At 70.9% G+C, this 16,466-nt stretch carries 19 protein-coding genes; 8 read left to right on the top strand and 11 right to left on the bottom strand.

Annotated features, from left to right (window positions below):
• Positions 1-16 precede the first annotated feature (16 nt).
• The 4 genes from AB0J72_RS29120 to AB0J72_RS29105 all read left to right on the top strand — a co-directional run bounded on the left by AB0J72_RS29120 (position 17) and on the right by AB0J72_RS29105 (position 4,179).
• Entirely contained in the window at positions 17-1,297 is a 1,281-nt protein-coding gene (locus AB0J72_RS29120; protein WP_363404011.1) for a sugar ABC transporter substrate-binding protein, read from the top strand.
• The gene (locus AB0J72_RS29115) at positions 1,294-2,178 is read left to right on the top strand and encodes a sugar ABC transporter permease (protein ID WP_363404009.1); all 885 of its coding nucleotides are present in this window, start codon (positions 1,294-1,296) and stop codon (positions 2,176-2,178) included. Before AB0J72_RS29120 ends, AB0J72_RS29115 begins: the two co-directional genes overlap by 4 nt.
• On the top strand, positions 2,168-2,998 hold the full coding sequence (locus AB0J72_RS29110) for a carbohydrate ABC transporter permease (protein WP_363404007.1): 831 nt from the start codon (positions 2,168-2,170) through the stop codon (positions 2,996-2,998). Before AB0J72_RS29115 ends, AB0J72_RS29110 begins: the two co-directional genes overlap by 11 nt.
• A gap of 191 nt (positions 2,999-3,189) precedes the next feature.
• Positions 3,190-4,179, top strand: a complete 990-nt coding sequence (locus AB0J72_RS29105; RefSeq protein ID WP_363404005.1) for a LacI family DNA-binding transcriptional regulator — start codon at positions 3,190-3,192, stop codon at positions 4,177-4,179.
• A 131-nt stretch (positions 4,180-4,310) separates the two neighbouring features.
• Here the strand turns inward: AB0J72_RS29105 and AB0J72_RS29100 are convergent, their stop codons facing one another.
• Together AB0J72_RS29100 and AB0J72_RS29095 are read right to left on the bottom strand one after the other, a co-directional pair.
• Entirely contained in the window at positions 4,311-4,667 is a 357-nt protein-coding gene (locus tag AB0J72_RS29100) for an Lsr2 family protein (protein ID WP_344503368.1), read from the bottom strand.
• Between the two features lie 286 nt (positions 4,668-4,953).
• Positions 4,954-5,286 (bottom strand): TIGR02611 family protein, encoded by a 333-nt coding sequence (locus tag AB0J72_RS29095; RefSeq protein WP_363404003.1) that lies wholly within the window; start codon positions 5,284-5,286, stop codon positions 4,954-4,956.
• Between the two features lie 455 nt (positions 5,287-5,741).
• On the opposite strand from AB0J72_RS29095, the gene AB0J72_RS29090 reads away from it, so the two are divergent.
• Positions 5,742-6,173 (top strand): SsgA family sporulation/cell division regulator, encoded by a 432-nt coding sequence (locus AB0J72_RS29090; RefSeq protein WP_344503366.1) that lies wholly within the window; start codon positions 5,742-5,744, stop codon positions 6,171-6,173.
• A 235-nt stretch (positions 6,174-6,408) separates the two neighbouring features.
• On the opposite strand, the gene AB0J72_RS29085 is transcribed toward AB0J72_RS29090, so the two are convergent.
• Complete coding sequence (locus AB0J72_RS29085; protein ID WP_363404001.1) at positions 6,409-6,696, bottom strand: DUF4873 domain-containing protein; 288 nt, start codon at positions 6,694-6,696, stop codon at positions 6,409-6,411.
• Between the two features lie 47 nt (positions 6,697-6,743).
• On the opposite strand from AB0J72_RS29085, the gene AB0J72_RS29080 reads away from it, so the two are divergent.
• On the top strand, positions 6,744-7,643 hold the full coding sequence (locus tag AB0J72_RS29080; protein WP_363403999.1) for a diiron oxygenase: 900 nt from the start codon (positions 6,744-6,746) through the stop codon (positions 7,641-7,643).
• A gap of 253 nt (positions 7,644-7,896) precedes the next feature.
• Here the strand turns inward: AB0J72_RS29080 and AB0J72_RS29075 are convergent, their stop codons facing one another.
• The 4 genes from AB0J72_RS29075 to AB0J72_RS29060 form a co-directional block, all read right to left on the bottom strand.
• Positions 7,897-8,541 carry a class F sortase gene (locus AB0J72_RS29075; RefSeq protein WP_363403997.1) on the bottom strand — a complete coding sequence of 215 codons (645 nt, stop codon included), beginning with the start codon at positions 8,539-8,541 and terminating at the stop codon, positions 7,897-7,899.
• Positions 8,542-8,558: 17 nt separating this feature from the next.
• Entirely contained in the window at positions 8,559-9,428 is an 870-nt protein-coding gene (locus tag AB0J72_RS29070; protein ID WP_363403995.1) for a DUF4397 domain-containing protein, read from the bottom strand.
• A 192-nt stretch (positions 9,429-9,620) separates the two neighbouring features.
• Positions 9,621-10,574, bottom strand: a complete 954-nt coding sequence (locus AB0J72_RS29065; RefSeq protein WP_363403993.1) for a CAP domain-containing protein — start codon at positions 10,572-10,574, stop codon at positions 9,621-9,623.
• A gap of 106 nt (positions 10,575-10,680) precedes the next feature.
• Positions 10,681-11,292, bottom strand: coding sequence for a TetR/AcrR family transcriptional regulator (locus AB0J72_RS29060; protein ID WP_344503360.1), 612 nt, complete (start codon positions 11,290-11,292; stop codon positions 10,681-10,683).
• A gap of 169 nt (positions 11,293-11,461) precedes the next feature.
• Here AB0J72_RS29060 and AB0J72_RS29055 point away from each other — a divergent pair, with 169 nt between their 5' ends.
• Positions 11,462-12,130 (top strand): pentapeptide repeat-containing protein, encoded by a 669-nt coding sequence (locus AB0J72_RS29055; protein ID WP_344503359.1) that lies wholly within the window; start codon positions 11,462-11,464, stop codon positions 12,128-12,130.
• Here AB0J72_RS29055 and AB0J72_RS29050 read toward each other — a convergent pair.
• From AB0J72_RS29050 to AB0J72_RS29040, 3 genes are all read right to left on the bottom strand, one after another.
• Positions 12,075-12,533: an STAS domain-containing protein gene (locus AB0J72_RS29050; RefSeq protein ID WP_363403991.1), complete on the bottom strand. Its 459-nt coding sequence runs from the start codon at positions 12,531-12,533 to the stop codon at positions 12,075-12,077. The two genes, AB0J72_RS29055 and AB0J72_RS29050, sit on opposite strands and share 56 nt — an antisense overlap.
• A gap of 73 nt (positions 12,534-12,606) precedes the next feature.
• Positions 12,607-13,107 (bottom strand): hemerythrin domain-containing protein, encoded by a 501-nt coding sequence (locus tag AB0J72_RS29045; protein WP_363403989.1) that lies wholly within the window; start codon positions 13,105-13,107, stop codon positions 12,607-12,609.
• 67 nt (positions 13,108-13,174) lie between these two features.
• Positions 13,175-13,729: a class I SAM-dependent methyltransferase gene (locus tag AB0J72_RS29040; RefSeq protein ID WP_363403987.1), complete on the bottom strand. Its 555-nt coding sequence runs from the start codon at positions 13,727-13,729 to the stop codon at positions 13,175-13,177.
• Positions 13,730-13,780: 51 nt separating this feature from the next.
• Between AB0J72_RS29040 and AB0J72_RS29035 the strand changes: the two genes are divergently transcribed.
• Positions 13,781-14,494, top strand: coding sequence for a hypothetical protein (locus tag AB0J72_RS29035; protein ID WP_363403985.1), 714 nt, complete (start codon positions 13,781-13,783; stop codon positions 14,492-14,494).
• A gap of 3 nt (positions 14,495-14,497) precedes the next feature.
• Here the strand turns inward: AB0J72_RS29035 and AB0J72_RS29030 are convergent, their stop codons facing one another.
• Positions 14,498-15,751, bottom strand: a complete 1,254-nt coding sequence (locus tag AB0J72_RS29030) for a serine hydrolase domain-containing protein (protein WP_363403983.1) — start codon at positions 15,749-15,751, stop codon at positions 14,498-14,500.
• Positions 15,752-16,466: the final 715 nt, after the last annotated feature.

Here is a 16,466-nt window from a genome sequence, read left to right as displayed (position 1 = left end):
CCTTCTGGAGACCCCCATGCGACTGAAAGCATCGCTGGCAATCGCCACCGCGGCCCTGCTCGGCCTCACCGCGTGCGGCTCGGGCGACAAGGACACGCCGAAGGACACCGGACCGGTTTCGTTGCGCATGACGATCTGGACCGCCAACGAGGCGCACCTGAAGCTGTTCAACGAGATCGCCACCGAGTACAAGGCCGCCCACCCGAACGTCACCGAGATCAAGTTCGACTCGCTGCCGTTCGACACGTACACCACCGCGCTGACCACCCAGATCGCCGGCGGCAACCAGCCCGACCTCGCCTGGATCCTGGAGAACTCCGCGCCCGACTTCGTCTCCTCCGGCGCGCTCGTCCCGCTCGACGACACGCTGAAGAAGACGCCGGGCTACCAGTTCGAGGACCTCGGCGCCAGCCCGATGAAGCTCTGGCAGAGCCAGGGGAAGTTGTACGCGTACCCGTTCTCGACCTCGCCGTTCGGCATGTTCGTCAACAATGACCTGGTGAAGAAGGCGGGCAAGCCCACGCCCGCGGAGCTCATCGCGGCCGGGAACTGGAACTGGGACACCGCGCTGCAGACGGCGTCGGCCGTCAACGCCGCCACCGGCAAGGCCGGCCTCGTCGTGCGGGACTTCGACTACAAGTCGTGGCAGAACCTGGCCAGCTTCTGGGGTGGCTGGGGCGCGCAGGCGTGGAGCGCCGACGGCAAGACCTGCGGCTTCGACCAGCCCCAGATGGTGGAAGCCATGACGGCCCTGCACAAGGCGATCTTCACCGACAAGGCCCTGCCGGGCCCCGGCGTCACCGCCGACTTCTTCGCCGGTGACGCGGCCATGACGATCACCCAGATCAGCCGGGCGTCGCTGCTGAAGAACCAGTTCGGCTGGGACCTGGTGCCGCTGCCGAAGGGCAAGGTCGGCGACTACGCGGTGTTCGGCCAGGCCGGCATCGGGGTGTTCAAGAAGGGTAAGCACGCCGCCGCGGCGCAGGAGTTCCTCGCGTTCATGACCAGCCCGGCGAACTCGGCGAAGCTCGCCGCGTACTTCCCGCCGCCGCGCACGTCGCAGCAGACCGCCGAGACGCTCGCGAAGACCAACCCGCTGCTCAAGCCCGAGCAGCTGCAGAAGGTCGTCGTCGACGGCATCGCCAAGGGCGCGGTCGGCCCCAGCCACGCCGGGTTCGCCGAGCTGTCGCAGAACGTCCGCGCGAGCCTCGACCCGCTGTGGCAGCCGCAGGCCGACGTCAAGGCGGTGCTGTCCGGCGTGTGCGCGAAGATCTCCCCGCAACTGGCGAAGCAGTGAGGCTTCGGTCAAAGACCGCTGACCGGCTGGCTGGGTGGCTGTTCATCGCCCCCCAGCTGGCCGGCTCGGCCGTCTTCGTCTTCGCGCCGCTGTGCCTCGTCCTCTGGTACAGCCTGCACGAGTGGAACGTGCTCGCCGGCAGCTTCGAGTTCGTGGGCGGCGAGAACTACCAGGCCCTGCTCGACGACCCGACCCTGCCGTCGGTGCTGCGTGCCACCGGGATCTTCTCCGTCGGGCTGGTCGTGTTCAACCTCAGCCTCGCGCTGCTGCTCGCCGTGCTGCTCAACCAGCGGCTGCGGGGGCTCACGGTGTACCGGACGCTGTTCTTCTCGCCCGTGGTCGTGTCGCTCGTCGCCTGGACGATCGTGTGGGGCTTCCTGTTGCAGTCCAACGGCGGCATCAACGGCCTGCTCCACGTGGTCGGCGTCGAGGGGCCCAACTGGCTGCGGACCGGGCCGACCGCGATGGTGTCGGTGATCGCGGTGCAGGTGTTCAAGAACGTCGGGCTCAACATGGTGCTCTTCCTGGCGGCGCTGCAGGGCGTGCCGGGCGAGCTCTACGAGGCCGCCCAGCTGGACGGCGCGTCGGCGTGGACCCGGTTCCGGCGCATCACGGTGCCGATGATCAGCCCCACGATCCTGCTCACGTCCATCATCACCGTGGTCGGGTCGTTGCAGGTCTTCGCCCAGATCGCCGTCCTCACCCAGGGCGGGCCGGGCACGTCGACCACGGTGCTCGTCTACTACCTCTACCAGCAGGCGTTCCAGTTCCATCACTTCGGCTACGGCTCCACCCTGGCCATCCTGCTGTTCCTCATCGTGCTCGCCCTGACGCTCGTGCAGTGGCAGCTGCGCCGGAAGTGGGTCGTCCATGAGCAATAGGGCCAAGGTGCTGGTGTACGGGCTGCTGTCCGTGCTCTGCGTGCCGTTCGTGTTCCCGACCTGGTGGATGGTGACCTCGTCGTTCAAGCCGACGAGCGAGATCTTCGCGTACCCGCCGAAGCTGCTGCCCTCCGAATGGCACTTCGGCGCCTACCGGGAGGTGTTCCGGCTGCAGCCGTTCGCGGAGCAGTACTGGAACAGCCTGTACATCGCGGCGATCGTCACCGTGGGCACCATGGCGGTCGCGTCGCTGTCCGGCTACGCCTTCGCCCGGATCCGGTTCCCTGGGCAGAACGCGATGTTCGTGGTCGTGCTCACCGGGCTGCTCATCCCGAGCGAGGTGACGATCGTGCCGCTGTTCCAGCTGTTCAACCGGTTCGGGATGATCGACACGCACTGGCCGCTGATCCTGGTGCCGATCTTCGGCGCGCCGAGCGTCCTGGCGACGTTCATCATGCGGCAGTTCTTCGTGACCCTGCCGAAGGAGCTGGAGGAGGCGGCGCGCGTCGACGGGCTCGGCCGGTTCAACACGTTCCGGCTGATCGCCCTGCCGCTCGCCCGGCCGGCGCTGGGGGCGGTCGGCATCTTCACGTTCCTCAACAGCTGGAACCTGTTCCTGGAGCCGGTGGTGTACCTGTCGAGCAAGGACAAGTTCACGCTGCCGCAGGCGTTGACGCAGTACGTCGACGCGTACGGCGGGCCGATGTGGGACGTCCAGCTGGCCGCCGCGTCGCTGACCGCGCTGCCCGTCCTGGTCGTGTTCGTGCTCGCCCAGCGCCAGTTCGTCGAGGGGCTCGCCCACACGGGGCTCAAAGGGTGATACACCTTCGCCTGTGAGCGGGCAGGAGCGCAGCGGATGGCTGCGAACCAGAGGCACAGCGCTTGGCTCAGGCCGACGCCGGAGCGCAGCGGAGGCGTCGGCATGAGCGGGCAGGAGCGCAGCGGATGGCTGCGAACCAGAGGCACAGCGCTTGGCTCAGGCCGACGCCGGAGCGCAGCGAAGGCGGCGGCATGAGCAGACGGGTGACGCAGCGGGACATCGCGCGGATGACGGGGGTCAGCCAGGCGACGGTGTCGCTGGTGCTCAACAACCGCACCGGTGACGACGTGCGGATCGCGCCGGAGACCCGGCAACGGGTGCTCGACGCGATCCGCGCCACCGGCTACGTCGCCGACCCGGTGGCGCGGCGGCTCGTCTCGGGGCGGAACCGGATCCTGGGCGTGTTCACCTACGAGCCGGTGTTCCCGAGCACGGCGGCGGACTTCTACCACCCGTTCCTCGTCGGCATCGAGCAGCGGGCCGAGCAGGTCGGCTGCGACCTGCTGCTCTTCACGTCGCGGGCCGACAGCCGGCGGATCTTCCACGCCGACAGCCGGATCGGGATCGCCGACGGCACGATCCTGCTCGGGCGGCGGGTCGACCGCGACGACCTGGCCCGGCTCGTCGGCGAGGGGCACGCGTTCGTGTCCGTCGGCCGGCGCGACGACGCCGGCGGGCCGGTCCCCTACGTGGGCGCCGACTACCCCGCGGCGGTGGCGGTGCTGGTCGAGCGGGCCACTGGGCTCGGACACACCCGGATCGGCTACCTGGGGACCGGTGGGCCCGCGGAGTCGCACGCCGACCGGCTGCGGGGCTTCTTCTCCGCCGGCCCGGCGGCAGTCGTACACCTGCCGCCGCCGTCGACCGGATGGCTGGACGCGATCGGGCGGGAGCGGCTCACGGCCGTGTTCCTGGAGGAGTACGCCGACGCGGTCGCGCTGGTGGCGGCGGCCCGGGAGCGGGGGCTGGCGGTGCCCGGGGACCTGTCGGTGGTGGCACTCGGCGAGCCCAGCGGCCTGGCCCCGGTCGACGGGAGCATCACCCGGCTGCGGATTCCGCGCCGGGAAATGGGCTGGCAGGCCGTGGACCAGCTGACCGAGACGATCGAGGGCGGTGGTGCCGTGCAGCGGTTGCTGCCGTGCACCGTCCATCCGGGCGCGACACTTAGCCGCATATTGTGATCGAGCCGCGACCCCGTCGGGGCCGCGGCTCGTTCGCGTTTTCACCGGAATGCGACGCTGCATCGACCGGTTTCTCAACCCGTGGAAATGCTGTGCCGATCCGGCGTTGATCCACGGCCGGTTGATCGTGTTTAGCGGCCGGCCTCGGCGTGGTAGCGGTCCACCACGTCCTGCTTGATCCGGCCCCGGTCGGAAACGTCGATACCCTTGGCCTGCGCCCATTCCCGAATGGCACGGTTCTGGTCGCGGTCGCCGCGGGTCACGCCCCGGCCGCGCACCTCGCGGCCGCGCACGGTGCTGACCACGCCGCCCCGCCCGATCTTCGTCGCGGCGGCGACGAACGGGGCGACTGCGTCGCGGAGCTTCGCCGCGTTGGACGCGGACAGGTCGATCTCGTACTGCACGCCGTCGAGCGCGAACACGATGCTCTCGGCGGCGGGCTTGCCGTCGATGTCGTCGATCAGCTCGTGGATGACGCGTTTCGCCATGAGTGGCCTTTCTTCAGGTGCTGCCAATGCGTGCCGCATCACCGACACGTGCGTGCCGCATCATTTGGACACGAACAAGATACTCAGCGGGATAGTACGCCCCGATCGGGGCGACATTACTCCCACCGTACCGTTTTCGCGCACCCGGCGTGGAATCAGACCGTCACGAAACGCATACAACATGAAACGCGCACAATCGGTTAAGGTCGGCGAACCCGGCCGCCGAGTCACCCCGCCCGGATGTGCTTGCCTCATCCCCGACGCTCGCATGATCGCTGTCGTGAAGTCAGGCGAGCATCCGGAGCGACAGCAGCAACGCCGCACCAACGACGAGCAGCAGTCCTCCGACGGAGACGATCCGCACCAGCCAGGAACCCTCCCGTACCAGGCGGGTCCAGCGCTGCAACTGCCGTTTCGTAAATATCAACAGCCGCCGCGCCCAGTGGAACTCCATCGCCAGGATCGCCAGCCCGCCGAGGATGATGAGCCATCCCGGCCCCGGCAGCGGCAGCAGCACCACGCCGACGGCGATGACCAGCGTGCCGGCGAACGCGACCACGATCTTCACGCCGAAGCGGCCGATCCGCGTCGCGTAGAGGCGCTCGCGCCAGCCCAGCATCCGGTCGGCGATCCGCCGCCACCGGTTGCCGGACCCGAGGACGCCCCGCAGATCGGCATCGGGCTCATTACCCGCTCCGGCGGGCCCGCCGGGCGCAGCGACACGCCGGAAGTCACCCTGGGGAGAGCCAAGCCGTCCGGAATCAGGCGTAACGCCCGACCCGTCCGCCTCACTGTCGCGCAATTTCCGTTCCCATCACTGGATAACCCGTCACTCCCACGAACCACTGGACGTTACCCGAATGAATTGACGTACGGCCCACACGTCACGTCAAGGACCCCGGTCACGCACTGAAAACCGGACATCGCGCGCACGTTGTTCGGTTGACGGCAAATCGGGCCCAGAAACACTACAGAGTGAGATCGTAGAATCACTACGCGTAACACTGGGAATCGCCTCAACATAAGAGAGGCGGGGCACGGCATGCTCCGCAGCGGTGCCGGGGGGAGTACGACATGAGCGCTATCCGACCATCGACCGTCGAGGTCGAGACATCCCTACGACTCGTCGCGCCCGACGCGACTGCTTTGCCGGTGCGAGCCAGCTTGCGCTACGACCCGAACGACCCGTACGCGGTCCACGTCCTCTTCCACGCCGAGTCGGCGGGAGGCGAGCCGGTCAGCTGGTCCTTCGCGCGTGAGCTGCTCTTCACCGGCCTGGACGAGCCCGCCGGCATCGGCGACGTCCGGGTCTGGCCCTGGAACGGCCCGCGCGGCGACTTCGTCGCACTGGCCCTGTCCTCGCCGGACGGCAACGCACTGTTCGAGGTCCCACGCAGCGTGCTGGTGCGGTTCCTGCGCCGGACGTACAGCGTCGTGCCGCGCGGGCACGAGACGGACCACCTGGACGTCGACAACGCCGTCAGTCGGCTGCTCGCGGGGCGCTGACCTCGCGACCGCCCATGGGTCCGCCCCGTCGTTGCCAGCGGGGCGCCTCACGGCACAGCCACCGACCGCGAACCGCGCCACCGGGACCGCGTCAACCGGGCGCCACACCGTCGACCACCCTCCGCGAGCAGCCCGCCAGCTGCCGAGGGCCTGGCCGAGGCGTGGCGCCCGACGTTTCCGCCGCCGTCCTATCGGGATTCCTTCCCCGCGTGCCATGGAGTTCGGACTTCCTTCTTCATTCCATGGTGCACGGCGGAGCGCCGGTCCCGCCGAAGCGGACGTTGCCCCACGGGTCGATCTCCAGCAGGCGGGCCGGCACGGCGTCGGCGGGCGCGCACCGCAGCAGCACGTCGCGGCGGCCCGCGCGCACCAGCGCCGGCACCGCCGGACCGCCGGCCATCCGCCCGCCCCAGCGGTAGCGGCCGTCCAGCGGCTGGAAGTGCCCGCTCAGGTGCAGCTCAACGGCGTGGGCGGCGCCGTCGACGAGCAGCTCGGCCTTGACCGGTCGCGGTTCCTCAGGCATGGTACTGATGAGTACCAAGTCCTGCCGGAGCCGTCAAGGGAGCTGCGATGCCGACGACCGACACCCCTCAGACGGCGCGCGAGGCGACCGCGGCGCGGCTGCTGAAGATCTCCGCCGGCACCTCCTACGACCCCGACGTCGACATCGACTGGCGGGCGCCGCTGGACCCCGGCCGCATGTACGCGCCCGAGCACCGGCTGTCGCTGGCCGGGACCCCGCTGTGGGACGGGCTCACCCGCGAGCAGCGCGTCGAGCTGTCCAAGCACGAGGTCGCGAGCATCGCCAGCGTCGGCATCTGGTTCGAGATGCTGCTCATGCGGCTGCTGCTGCGCCACGTCAGCGACCAGGACCCGCGCACCGGTCACGTGCAGTACGCGCTCACCGAGATCGGCGACGAGTGCCGCCACTCCATCATGTTCGCCCGGATGATCGAGGCGTTCGGCACCCCCGCGTACCGGCCCGCTCCCCTGGAGCGCGCGCTGGGCAAGTACCTCGGCGCGACCGCCGGCGGCGTGCAGACCTTCGCCGCCGCGCTCATCGCCGAGGAGATCCTGGACGCCCTGCAGCGCGAGGCGATGGCCGACGACAGCCTCCAGCCGCTGGTGCGGATGGTGTCGCGGATCCACGTCGTGGAGGAGGCGCGACACATCCGCTACGCCCGCGACGAGCTGGCCCGGCAGGTCGCCGGGGCCGGCCCCGTCAGCCTGGCCTACTCGCGGTTGATGATCGGGCGGGCCGCCTGGACCGTCACCCACTCGCTGATCCACCCGGGCGCGTACGCGGCGGTCGGCCTCGACCCGGCCGAGGCCCGCGCGGTGGCGTGGCGCAACCCCGCGTTCCGGGAGACGCTGCGCTGGTCCGCCGAGCGGATCACGACGTACCTGCAGGAGCTCGGTCTCGTCGCCGGCCCGGCCAAGCGCCTGTGGCGGTCCTCGGCCCTGCTGTGAGAGCCGGCCTTGCTGTCTCGCTGTCTCGCGGTGAGAGACGGCCTTGGTGTGCAGCCGGCCTTGTTGTGAGAGACGCAGATCACGGGACGGCGGGTGGTGGGCGCGCTACTGTTTGGTGAGTCGGTGTGCTGTGTGTCCCCGGGCCTCACCACACTGCCTTCACGGAATACCGTTCGGCTGGAGCCGTGATGCGCCTATCGCCGCGAGGCGACCTGGCACACCGACCTTAAACTTTTCTCCCGCCTGCCGAGCTTCAGCTCAGCACCGCGTAGACCACCACGTTCTCGCGGTAGGAGTGCCTGGCAGTGTCGAACTCGCCACCGCAGGTGATGAGCCGGAGCTCCGGCAGCGGCGTCGGGCCGTAGACCTTGGCGCTGGGAAACCTGGCCTTCTCGTAGTGCTCGCGGGCCGTCACCTTGAACGTGAGCCACGCGCCGGCGCGCTGGACCTCGACCCGGTCGCCGGGTTTCAGCTCGTGCAGCTTGTAGAAGACCGCCGGGCCGGTGCGGGAGTCGACGTGGCCGGCGAGGACCGCGGGGCCCGGGTCGCCCGGGACGGTGCCGGCGGCGAACCAGCCGGCCTCGTCGTACACCTTGGGGCTCTGCAGCTCGCCCTTCGGGTCGACCTGGAGGGACTCGAGGCCGGTGTCGACCCCGAGCGACGCGATCCGCAGCCGGGTCGGCGGCGTGTCCTGCCCGGTCCCGCCCGGCAGGTCCAGGTCGATGCGGTGCGGGACGATCCAGGTCGACTCGCCCGCGTCGATGTCGATCCGGCGGCCGACGAGCGTCGCCGCGCCGGCGATGACCGGCGCGGCGAGCGCGAGGACGCAGGCGACGAGGGTCAGGGTCCGGCGCCGCGGCGTGCGGTGCCGGACGACCCGGCCCGCGGACCTGACCATGTGCCGTTCCCGGTGCGTCAGAGCTGGGTCGTGACCCGGTGGCGGCGGCGCAGGACCAGCAGGCCGGCCGAGGCGAGGACCACCAGCAGCGCGGCGGAGCCGAACGTCAGCCAGAGGCCGGTGCGGTCCGGGTCGCCCGCGGTGCCGCCGGCGCCCGTGTCGACGCCGCCCGCGGGCACGCCGTTGCTGGTCGCGTCGGTGCGCAGCTGGGCGGTGAGGCCGTTCTTGCCGTCCAGGACGATCAGCGAGTAGACGCTGCCGGCCTGCAGCGGGGCGGTGACCGTGGTCGCGGCGGTGGTCACGCTCGGCGAGGTGAGCCGCAGCGTCCACCTGCCGGGGTCGACCAGCTGGTAGTCGGTCGTGGAGGCGAACTGGACACCGCTCGCCACCTTCGCGCCGCCCGCGATCGACACGTCCAGGAGCGGCTCCTTCACCGACGCCTGCACGACGCGGACCTTCGCCTTGCCCTGCTCGGGCAGCGCCAGGTCGTCGGGGATGACCCGCAGGCCGAGGTCGGTGAACTTGCCGACGCCCGCCACGGTGTACGCCTTGCCCTCCACGACGGTGGCCTGGGTGCTCAGCACCGGCGGGCTGTCGGCGGCGGCGCCCTTGGTGCGCATCGCGACCGCGTACGTGCCGGGCGCGAGCGGCAGGTACTTCGACACCACGCCGTAGCCGACCGCGTCGAACTTCTGCGTCGCCATCGACCCGCTGACCGAGCTCAGGTACACGTCGACGGCGGGCGTGTCCGGCGACAGGTGCGCGAGGCGGACGTAGCCGACCCCGGCGGCCGAGGCCGGCGATGCGCCGGCGAACGAGAGGCCGAGGCCGATGAGTGCCGCCGCGGAGAGCGCCGCGGTCCGGCGCCGCAGTGAAGCACCGATCACGATCATGTCCCTTTGCTCGATGGACCACCAGGAGGGATGGTTCGAGGGTACGTACCCGAGCGAGGGAAACTGAGTAATCCGTCCGGGCACCATAAGCACTGACCGATGTGCACGATGCCGAACGGGGCGGCGAAACGCAACCGCTTGACGGTCCTTTTCCGCTACTGGGTGGTCACTGATCGGTAACGATCACTATCTCGGGCTACCGAAATCCTGGGTCCAGATCGGAGTCTTGCCCTGGTACGCCAGCCCGACGCCGAGGTCCTTGAGGCCGCAGTTGAGGATGTTGGCCCGGTGGCCGGAGCTGTTCATCCAGGCCTTCATGACGTCGGCGGGCGTCTTCTGGCCCTTCGCGATGTTCTCCGCCGCGCCGGACCACTTGTAGCCGGCGTTCGTGATGCGGGTCGCGAAGCTGGTGCCGTCCTGCGACGTGTGCGAGAAGTAGTCGTTGGCGGCCATGTCCTGCGAGTGCTTGCGGGCCGCGGTGGCGAGCTTCGCGTTGTAGGCCAGGGGCTTGCAGCCGGCCTTCGCCCGCTCCGCGTTGACGATCACGAGGACCTGCTGCTCGTACGAGAGGTTCCCGGGCGCGGGGGCGGTCGTCTTCGGCTTCGCGGGCGGCGTGGTCTGCGCCTTCGTCGGCGTGGCGCTCGGCGGCGCGGCGCTGCTGGCCGCGGCCTCGGGGGTGGCGCTCGCGTCCATGGCCCCGGCGGAGGGGTCGACCGCGTTCGCCGGGTCGCCGGTCGCGTCGCCCGCCACGGAGGTGCGGGCCGCGTCGCCGGTGTCGCCGTTGTTGCCGAGCAGCACGGCACCGCCGAACGCGGTCGCGCCGACCACCAGCAGCGCGGCGACCCCGACGCCGACGATCACGGCGAGCCGGGTGCCGCGGCGGTGCCTGGGCCCCTGCGCGTCCGCGGCGTCGTCGCCCTGGCCGTCGCCGTACGGCGCGCTCCCGTAGCCGTAACCGTCGCCCGGTCCGTAACCGTCGCCCGGGCCATAACCGTCGCCCGGGCCGGGGCCGTAGCCGCTGCCGAAGCCGGCGTCCCGGCCATCGCCGTAGGGCGTCCGGGGGTCGCCCTGCGGGGCGCCGCCGTAGGCGGGACGGGCGGGTTCGGTGTTGCGGGCGTCGTACGGGCCGAACGCGGACACCAGCTGCCTCCTGAGGCACAGACGACTCAACCGCACCGAAGCCTATGAGTCGCGCCGCCGCCGGACCCAACCAGCGATGCCGATTTCACGACGATCTAAGCGAAACTTATGCCTCGGTCGCGCTGAGCAACGCCGTCACCCCGCGGCGCAGCACCCCGGTCGCGGCGGGCACGTCCAGGTGCAGCTCGTCGCGCAGCATCGACCACGACGCGAAGGTCGTCGCCACCGTGAGCGCGTGCAGGGTCTCCTCCCGGCTGTCGCCGGTGCGGTCCAGCTCCTCGGCGAAGAGTTTCTCCAGCTCGTCGCGGGCGTTCGTCACGTACCAGGTCCGGTTGTGCCGCAGCGCCGCGGAGAACGGCTCCCGCAGGCGGGCCGCCCGCGCCGCCGGGGCGATGAGCTCCAGCAGCCTGGCCCGCTGCTCGCAGTACGCCTCGATCCGCCGCGGCAGGGGCAGGTCCGGCGGGACGGGCCGGTGCTCGGCGGTCTGCCGCTCCATCAGGCGCGCGCCGGCCGCGGCGAACAGCCGCTCCATGTCCTTGAAGTTGGTCCACAAGGCCCGCAGCGACACCCCGGCCCGCTCCGCGATCCGCTCCGCCGTCGGCTTGAGGTCACCCTCCTCCAGCAGCGCGAGGTGCGCGTCGACGATGGCCCGCCGGGTCCGCTCGGCCCGCAGCGTGCGCCCGTCGACCCGCCGCTGCCCGACCGCTGCCTCACTCACGCCAGCACCTCCGCTGCGCTCCGGCGCCGGCCCGAGCCCAACCTGCCATCCTGATGAGCGGCCCAAGCCGCTCCGCTGGCCGCTCATTCACGCCACCCCGATTCGCGGTCCCTGCACGGTGCTCCGTACCGCTCATGACTGATCAGCCTACGTGTGTACGGTGAGGTGCGTGGCACTGCGGACCGTGCACGAACTCGACATCGATCTCCCCGTCATCGACCAGGGTGAGCTCGAGCCCGTCAGCGCGCCGTGGGGAGGCAACCTCAACGATGCCCACGTGCAGACCGGGCGCGCCATCCGGACCACGCTCATCGACGCCCGCCTGCGCCGCTCCCACCTGGAGAATCTCGACCTCAACGGGGTCGTGTGGGAGGACGTGACGGTCTCCGGCTGCCGCTTCGAGAAGGTCGACTTCACCGCGGCGCGGCTGACCGGCCTGACGTTCGAGCGGGTCCACTTCGTCAACTGCAAGCTCACCTGGGCGCACATCGCCGAGTCCCGGCTCGGTGACGTGCTCTTCGAGGGCTGCCGGCTGGACGCGGCGAACCTCGACGACATCACGACGATCGGTCCGACCGGATTCGTCGGATGCGTCCTGGTCAACACCGTATTCCGGGACTGCGTCCTGCCGCACGCGGCGATGTCCGGCTGCCGGCTGCGGCAGATGTCGTTCGAGAGCTGTGACCTGCGCGGCGCCGACCTGCGCGGCAACCAGCTGTCGGAGGTCAGCGGCGTGAGCAGCCTGCGCGGCGTGACGATCGAGCCGGCGCAGCTGCCGGGCCTCACCGACGCGGTGATGCGGGACCTCGGCGTGATCGTCCGCGGGCCGAAGGGTTGACCCGCCAGCGCGGGCGGCGGCGCTGCGGGTAGACCGGCTCGTCGACGCACGCGGCCGGCCCGCTCGCCCCGACCGGGGCCGCGAGCAGGTCGCGCGGGTCCGCCTCGACCGCGCCCTCGACGCTGGCGAAGGCGGCGATGCCGTCCATCCCGGCGGCGACCTGCGCCCACGACCGGATCGCCGGCGACGGCGCGGCGAGGCGCAGCTCCCCGCCGCGCTGCCAGGCGAGCTCGGCGACCCGCACCAGCAGGGCCGCGCCGGCGGTGTCGCACACCGTCACCTCGGACACGTCCAGGACGAGCCGCGGCTCGGCCGCGACGAGGCAACCGACGAGCACCGGCTCGACGGTCTCGACGGTCCCTTCCACGAGCAACCCGTGCAGGGCAAGCACCACGGCGTTCATCGCTGTCGACGGTACCGGCAGACCCCGGCCCAATCGTCTCCTTCGGTCGGATGACCCCGCCCGGGCCGTCCCGTCACCCGCGGATCGCCTCCAGTGTCTTCTTCAATGCTTTCGGCGCGGTCGGGGTCGTCGGCGCGTCCGGGCGGAGCTGCTGCATCCGGGCGCCGAGCTCCTGGAGCTGGGCGCGGCTGAGCGCCTCACGGACCTGCGGGAACCACCCGTGCTCCTCCTCGTCGATGTGGCGCGTGACACTCTCGATGAGGACGGTGACCTTGGCATCGAAGTGCTCGTGGTCCGGCTTCATCTTGGCGAGCTCCATGCACAGCACGTCGGCGACGTGATGCTCCTCGTACGACTCGAGGATCTCCTCGTCGAGGTCCGGCACCAACCGGCGGACCTCCGGATACATCACCTCGTTCTCCAGGTACGTGTGCACGGTCAGCTCGGCCAGGATCTGCTTGACGATCCGCCCCTTCGCCCCCGCCGGTCCGTGCTCGGCCGCCTGGAACTCCTTGAACAGCCGCTTGACGTTCTTGTGGTCTTCCTTCAGCACGACGATCGCGTCGGTGGACATCGGGTCTCCTCCTGGGCGCAGCCTGACTGACGTCCGCATACCCGCCCATGAGCAGCACAAACGGAACCTAGCGGCGGGTGCTGACCACCATGCCGGAGCCGTGGTCGAGCTCCACGGAGACGAGGTCGGGGTGCTGCGTCAGCATCCGGCGCACGCCGGCCTGGCGGGCCTTGAAGTCCTCGGGCCAGTCGTCGACGACCCGCATGTCGTCGACCACGAGGATGCCGCGCGGCCGCAGCGCCGCGATGGTCAGGTCGAGCCCTTCGATCTTGCCGCCCTGGGCGTCGGCGAAGATCAGGTCGAACATGCCCACGGCGGCCGGCAGGAACGCCAGCGCGTCGGCGACCCGCAGGTCCACATAGGACGGCCAGGTCGCGCCCGCCGCGACCGCCGCCACCTTCTCGTCCAGCTCGAGGGAGGTCACGGTCACGTCGGTGCGCTCACCCAGGCCGGCGACGAACCAGGCCACGCCGACCCCGGCGCCGGTGCCGAGCTCGAGGATGTGGCCGCCGGGGCGAAGGCTCGCGGCGAGCACGGCGAGGAGCCGGCCGACGGGCTGTTCGCAGGACATCGGGAAGCCACTGGTCTCGGCACGCTGATACGCGGCATCGACGAGATTCATGGCACCGACCCTACCGAACGGTGCCCGGCCGGTCGTGCGAAGCTGACCTCCGTGAAGTCACCCCGGATCCTCACCCTCGCCACCCTGCTGGCCCTCGCGGCGCCGGCGTCCCTCGCCGGCTGCGGCTCCTCGGGGGACTCGCCCTCCACCGGCGGCAAGGGCGGCGGCGCGCAGACGGCCACCAACGCGTTCGAGGTGAAGGACGACGTCAGCGTCGTCGAGATCGACAGCGCGGGCGGCGCGATCACCGTGAAGGTCGGCTCCGGCCCCACGATCAAGGTGACGGAGACGTCCACCTTCAAGGCCGACAAGCCCGGCCGCAAGCAGACCGTCGAGGGCGGCGAGCTGGTCCTCGCGTCGACCGGCTGCGCGAGCGGCGACTGCTCGATCGCGTACACGGTGGAGATCCCGTCGACGCTCAGCGTGCGCCTCGACAGCGCCGGCGGCACGGTCTCCCTCACCGGCCTCACCGGGATCATCGACGTGTCCACCGACGGCGGGGCGCTCACCGGGGCGGGCCTGGCCCCGCCGGAGCTGACCGCCCGCACCGGCGGCGGCGCCGTCGACGTGGCCGTCACGCAGTCCCCCGACCGCATCGACCTCGACAGCGGCGGCGGCGACGTGGCGCTGAAGCTCACCGCCGACGGCTACGCCCTCGACGTCCAGCTCGACGGCGGGAAGCAGTCCGGCACCGTGAAGTCCGACGCGGCCTCCGTGCACAAGGTGCACGTCATCACCGGCGGCGGCAGCCTGACCTTCAAGTAGCCGTCAGTCCGTCAGGGCGGAGTAGATCAGCTGGCGCAGCTGCGGCCGGATCGGGTGGGTGCTCGACGGCAGCAGCTGCGTGTAGAACGCCACGGTGAGCCGTTCGGCGGGGTCGATCCAGAAGGCGGTGCTGGCCGCTCCGCCCCAGTAGTACGTGCCCGGCGTCGACGGCGTCCTGGCCGGGACCGGGTCGCGGACCACGGCGAACCCGAGCCCGAAGCCGATCCCCTCGAACGTCGTCTCGGCGAACCCGCCCGTCTGCAGCCGGTCGAGGTCGACCCCGCCGGGCAGGTGGTTGCGGGTCATGAACCGCACGGTCCGGCTGCTCAGCAACCGCTCCCCCGCCGTGCCGTCCCGGCTCGTCGTGCCCTCCCGCAGCAGCATCGCGGTGAACCTGTCGTAGTCGGCGGCGGTGGAGATCAGCCCGCCGCCGCCGGACTGCATGGCCGGCTCCTCCAGCGCGTACTTGCCGATGGCGTCGAACCTGGTCGCCTTGCCACTGGCGGGGCTGGGCACGTAGAGCGCGGCGAGCCGCTTCGCGTCGTCACCGGCCGGGTCCACCGACCAGCGGGTGTCGGCCATGCCGAGCGGCTCGAAGATCCTGGTCCGCAGGAAGTCGCCGAGGCTCTGGCCGGACACCACCTCGACGAGCCGCCCGAGCACGTCGGTGGACACCCCGTAGCCCCACCCGGTGCCGGGCTGGAAGAGCAGCGGCAGCGCCGCCCAGTCCCGGCTCGCCTGCGCCAGGTCCACGCCCGTCTTGGCGAGGATGTCGTACCCCGCCTTGCGGTACAGCGCGTCGACGACCGAGGTCTGCAGGAACCCGTACGTGAGCCCCGACGTGTGCGTCAGCAGGTGCCACACCCGGATCGGCTCGACCGCCGGCACGGTGAACGGCGCGGAGGCAGACCCCCGGTCGTACACCCGCGGCGCCGCGAACTCGGGCAGCCACCTGCTGATCGGGTCGGTCAGCTCGAACCGGCCCTCCTCCCAGAGCATCATCGCGGCGACCGAGGTGACGGGCTTCGACATCGAATAGATGCGCCACAGCGTGTCGGGCTCGACCGGCAGCCCGGCCTCCATGTCCCGCCACCCGTACGCCGACGCGTGCGCCACCCGCCCGTCCCGGCTCACCACCAGCTGCCACCCGGCCAGCCGCCCGTCGTCGACGTACCTGGCGAAGTGCTCGTCCAGCCCAGCCAGCCGCTTCGCGTCGATGCCAACCTGCCCGGGCGCGACCTCACGTTCGATGCTCACGCCCGGCAGCCTAAACGCGCCCTCAGCCCCCGCGCGAGACCAAGCCCACCCTGCCCCGACCCGCCACTCCCACCTGCCCCCCACATCCCCATCCCGCAACCGACCCCGCCCCGCCCCGCGGCCAACCGACCCGAGCCAACCGACCCGAGCTGACCCGAGCCGAGCCGAGCTGATACGAGCCGAGCCGACCCACGCGCCACCCGGACCATTCCCAGACCCGAACCGACGCCGAACCAAACCCGCGCGAAGCCGACCCAAGCCGACACCCGCACCACCCGGACCTGAACCCACGCCGAACCAAACCCGCGCGAAGCCGACCCAAGCCGACACCCGCACCACCCGGACCATTCCCAGACCTGAACCCACGCCGAACCGAACCCGCGCGAAGCCAACCCAAGCCGACACCCGCACCACCCGGACCTGAACCCACGCCGAACCAAACCCGCGCGAAGCCAACCCAAGCCGACACCCGCACCACCCGGACCTGAACCCACGCCGAACCAAACCCGCGCGAAGCCGACCCAAGCCGACACCCGCACCACCCGGACCTGAACCCACGCCGAACCAAACCCGTGCGAAGCCGACCCAAGCCGACACCCGCACCACCCGGACCATTCCCAGACCTGAACCCACGCCGAACCAAACCCGTGCGAAGCCGACCCAAGCCGACACCCGCACCACCCGGACCATTCCCAGACCTGAACCCACGCCGAAC

It is taken from the genome of Dactylosporangium sp. NPDC049742, assembly GCF_040674675.1.
GTDB classification, from domain to species: domain Bacteria; phylum Actinomycetota; class Actinomycetes; order Mycobacteriales; family Micromonosporaceae; genus Dactylosporangium; species Dactylosporangium maewongense.
This window is presented reverse-complemented; position numbering and strand designations above follow the sequence as displayed.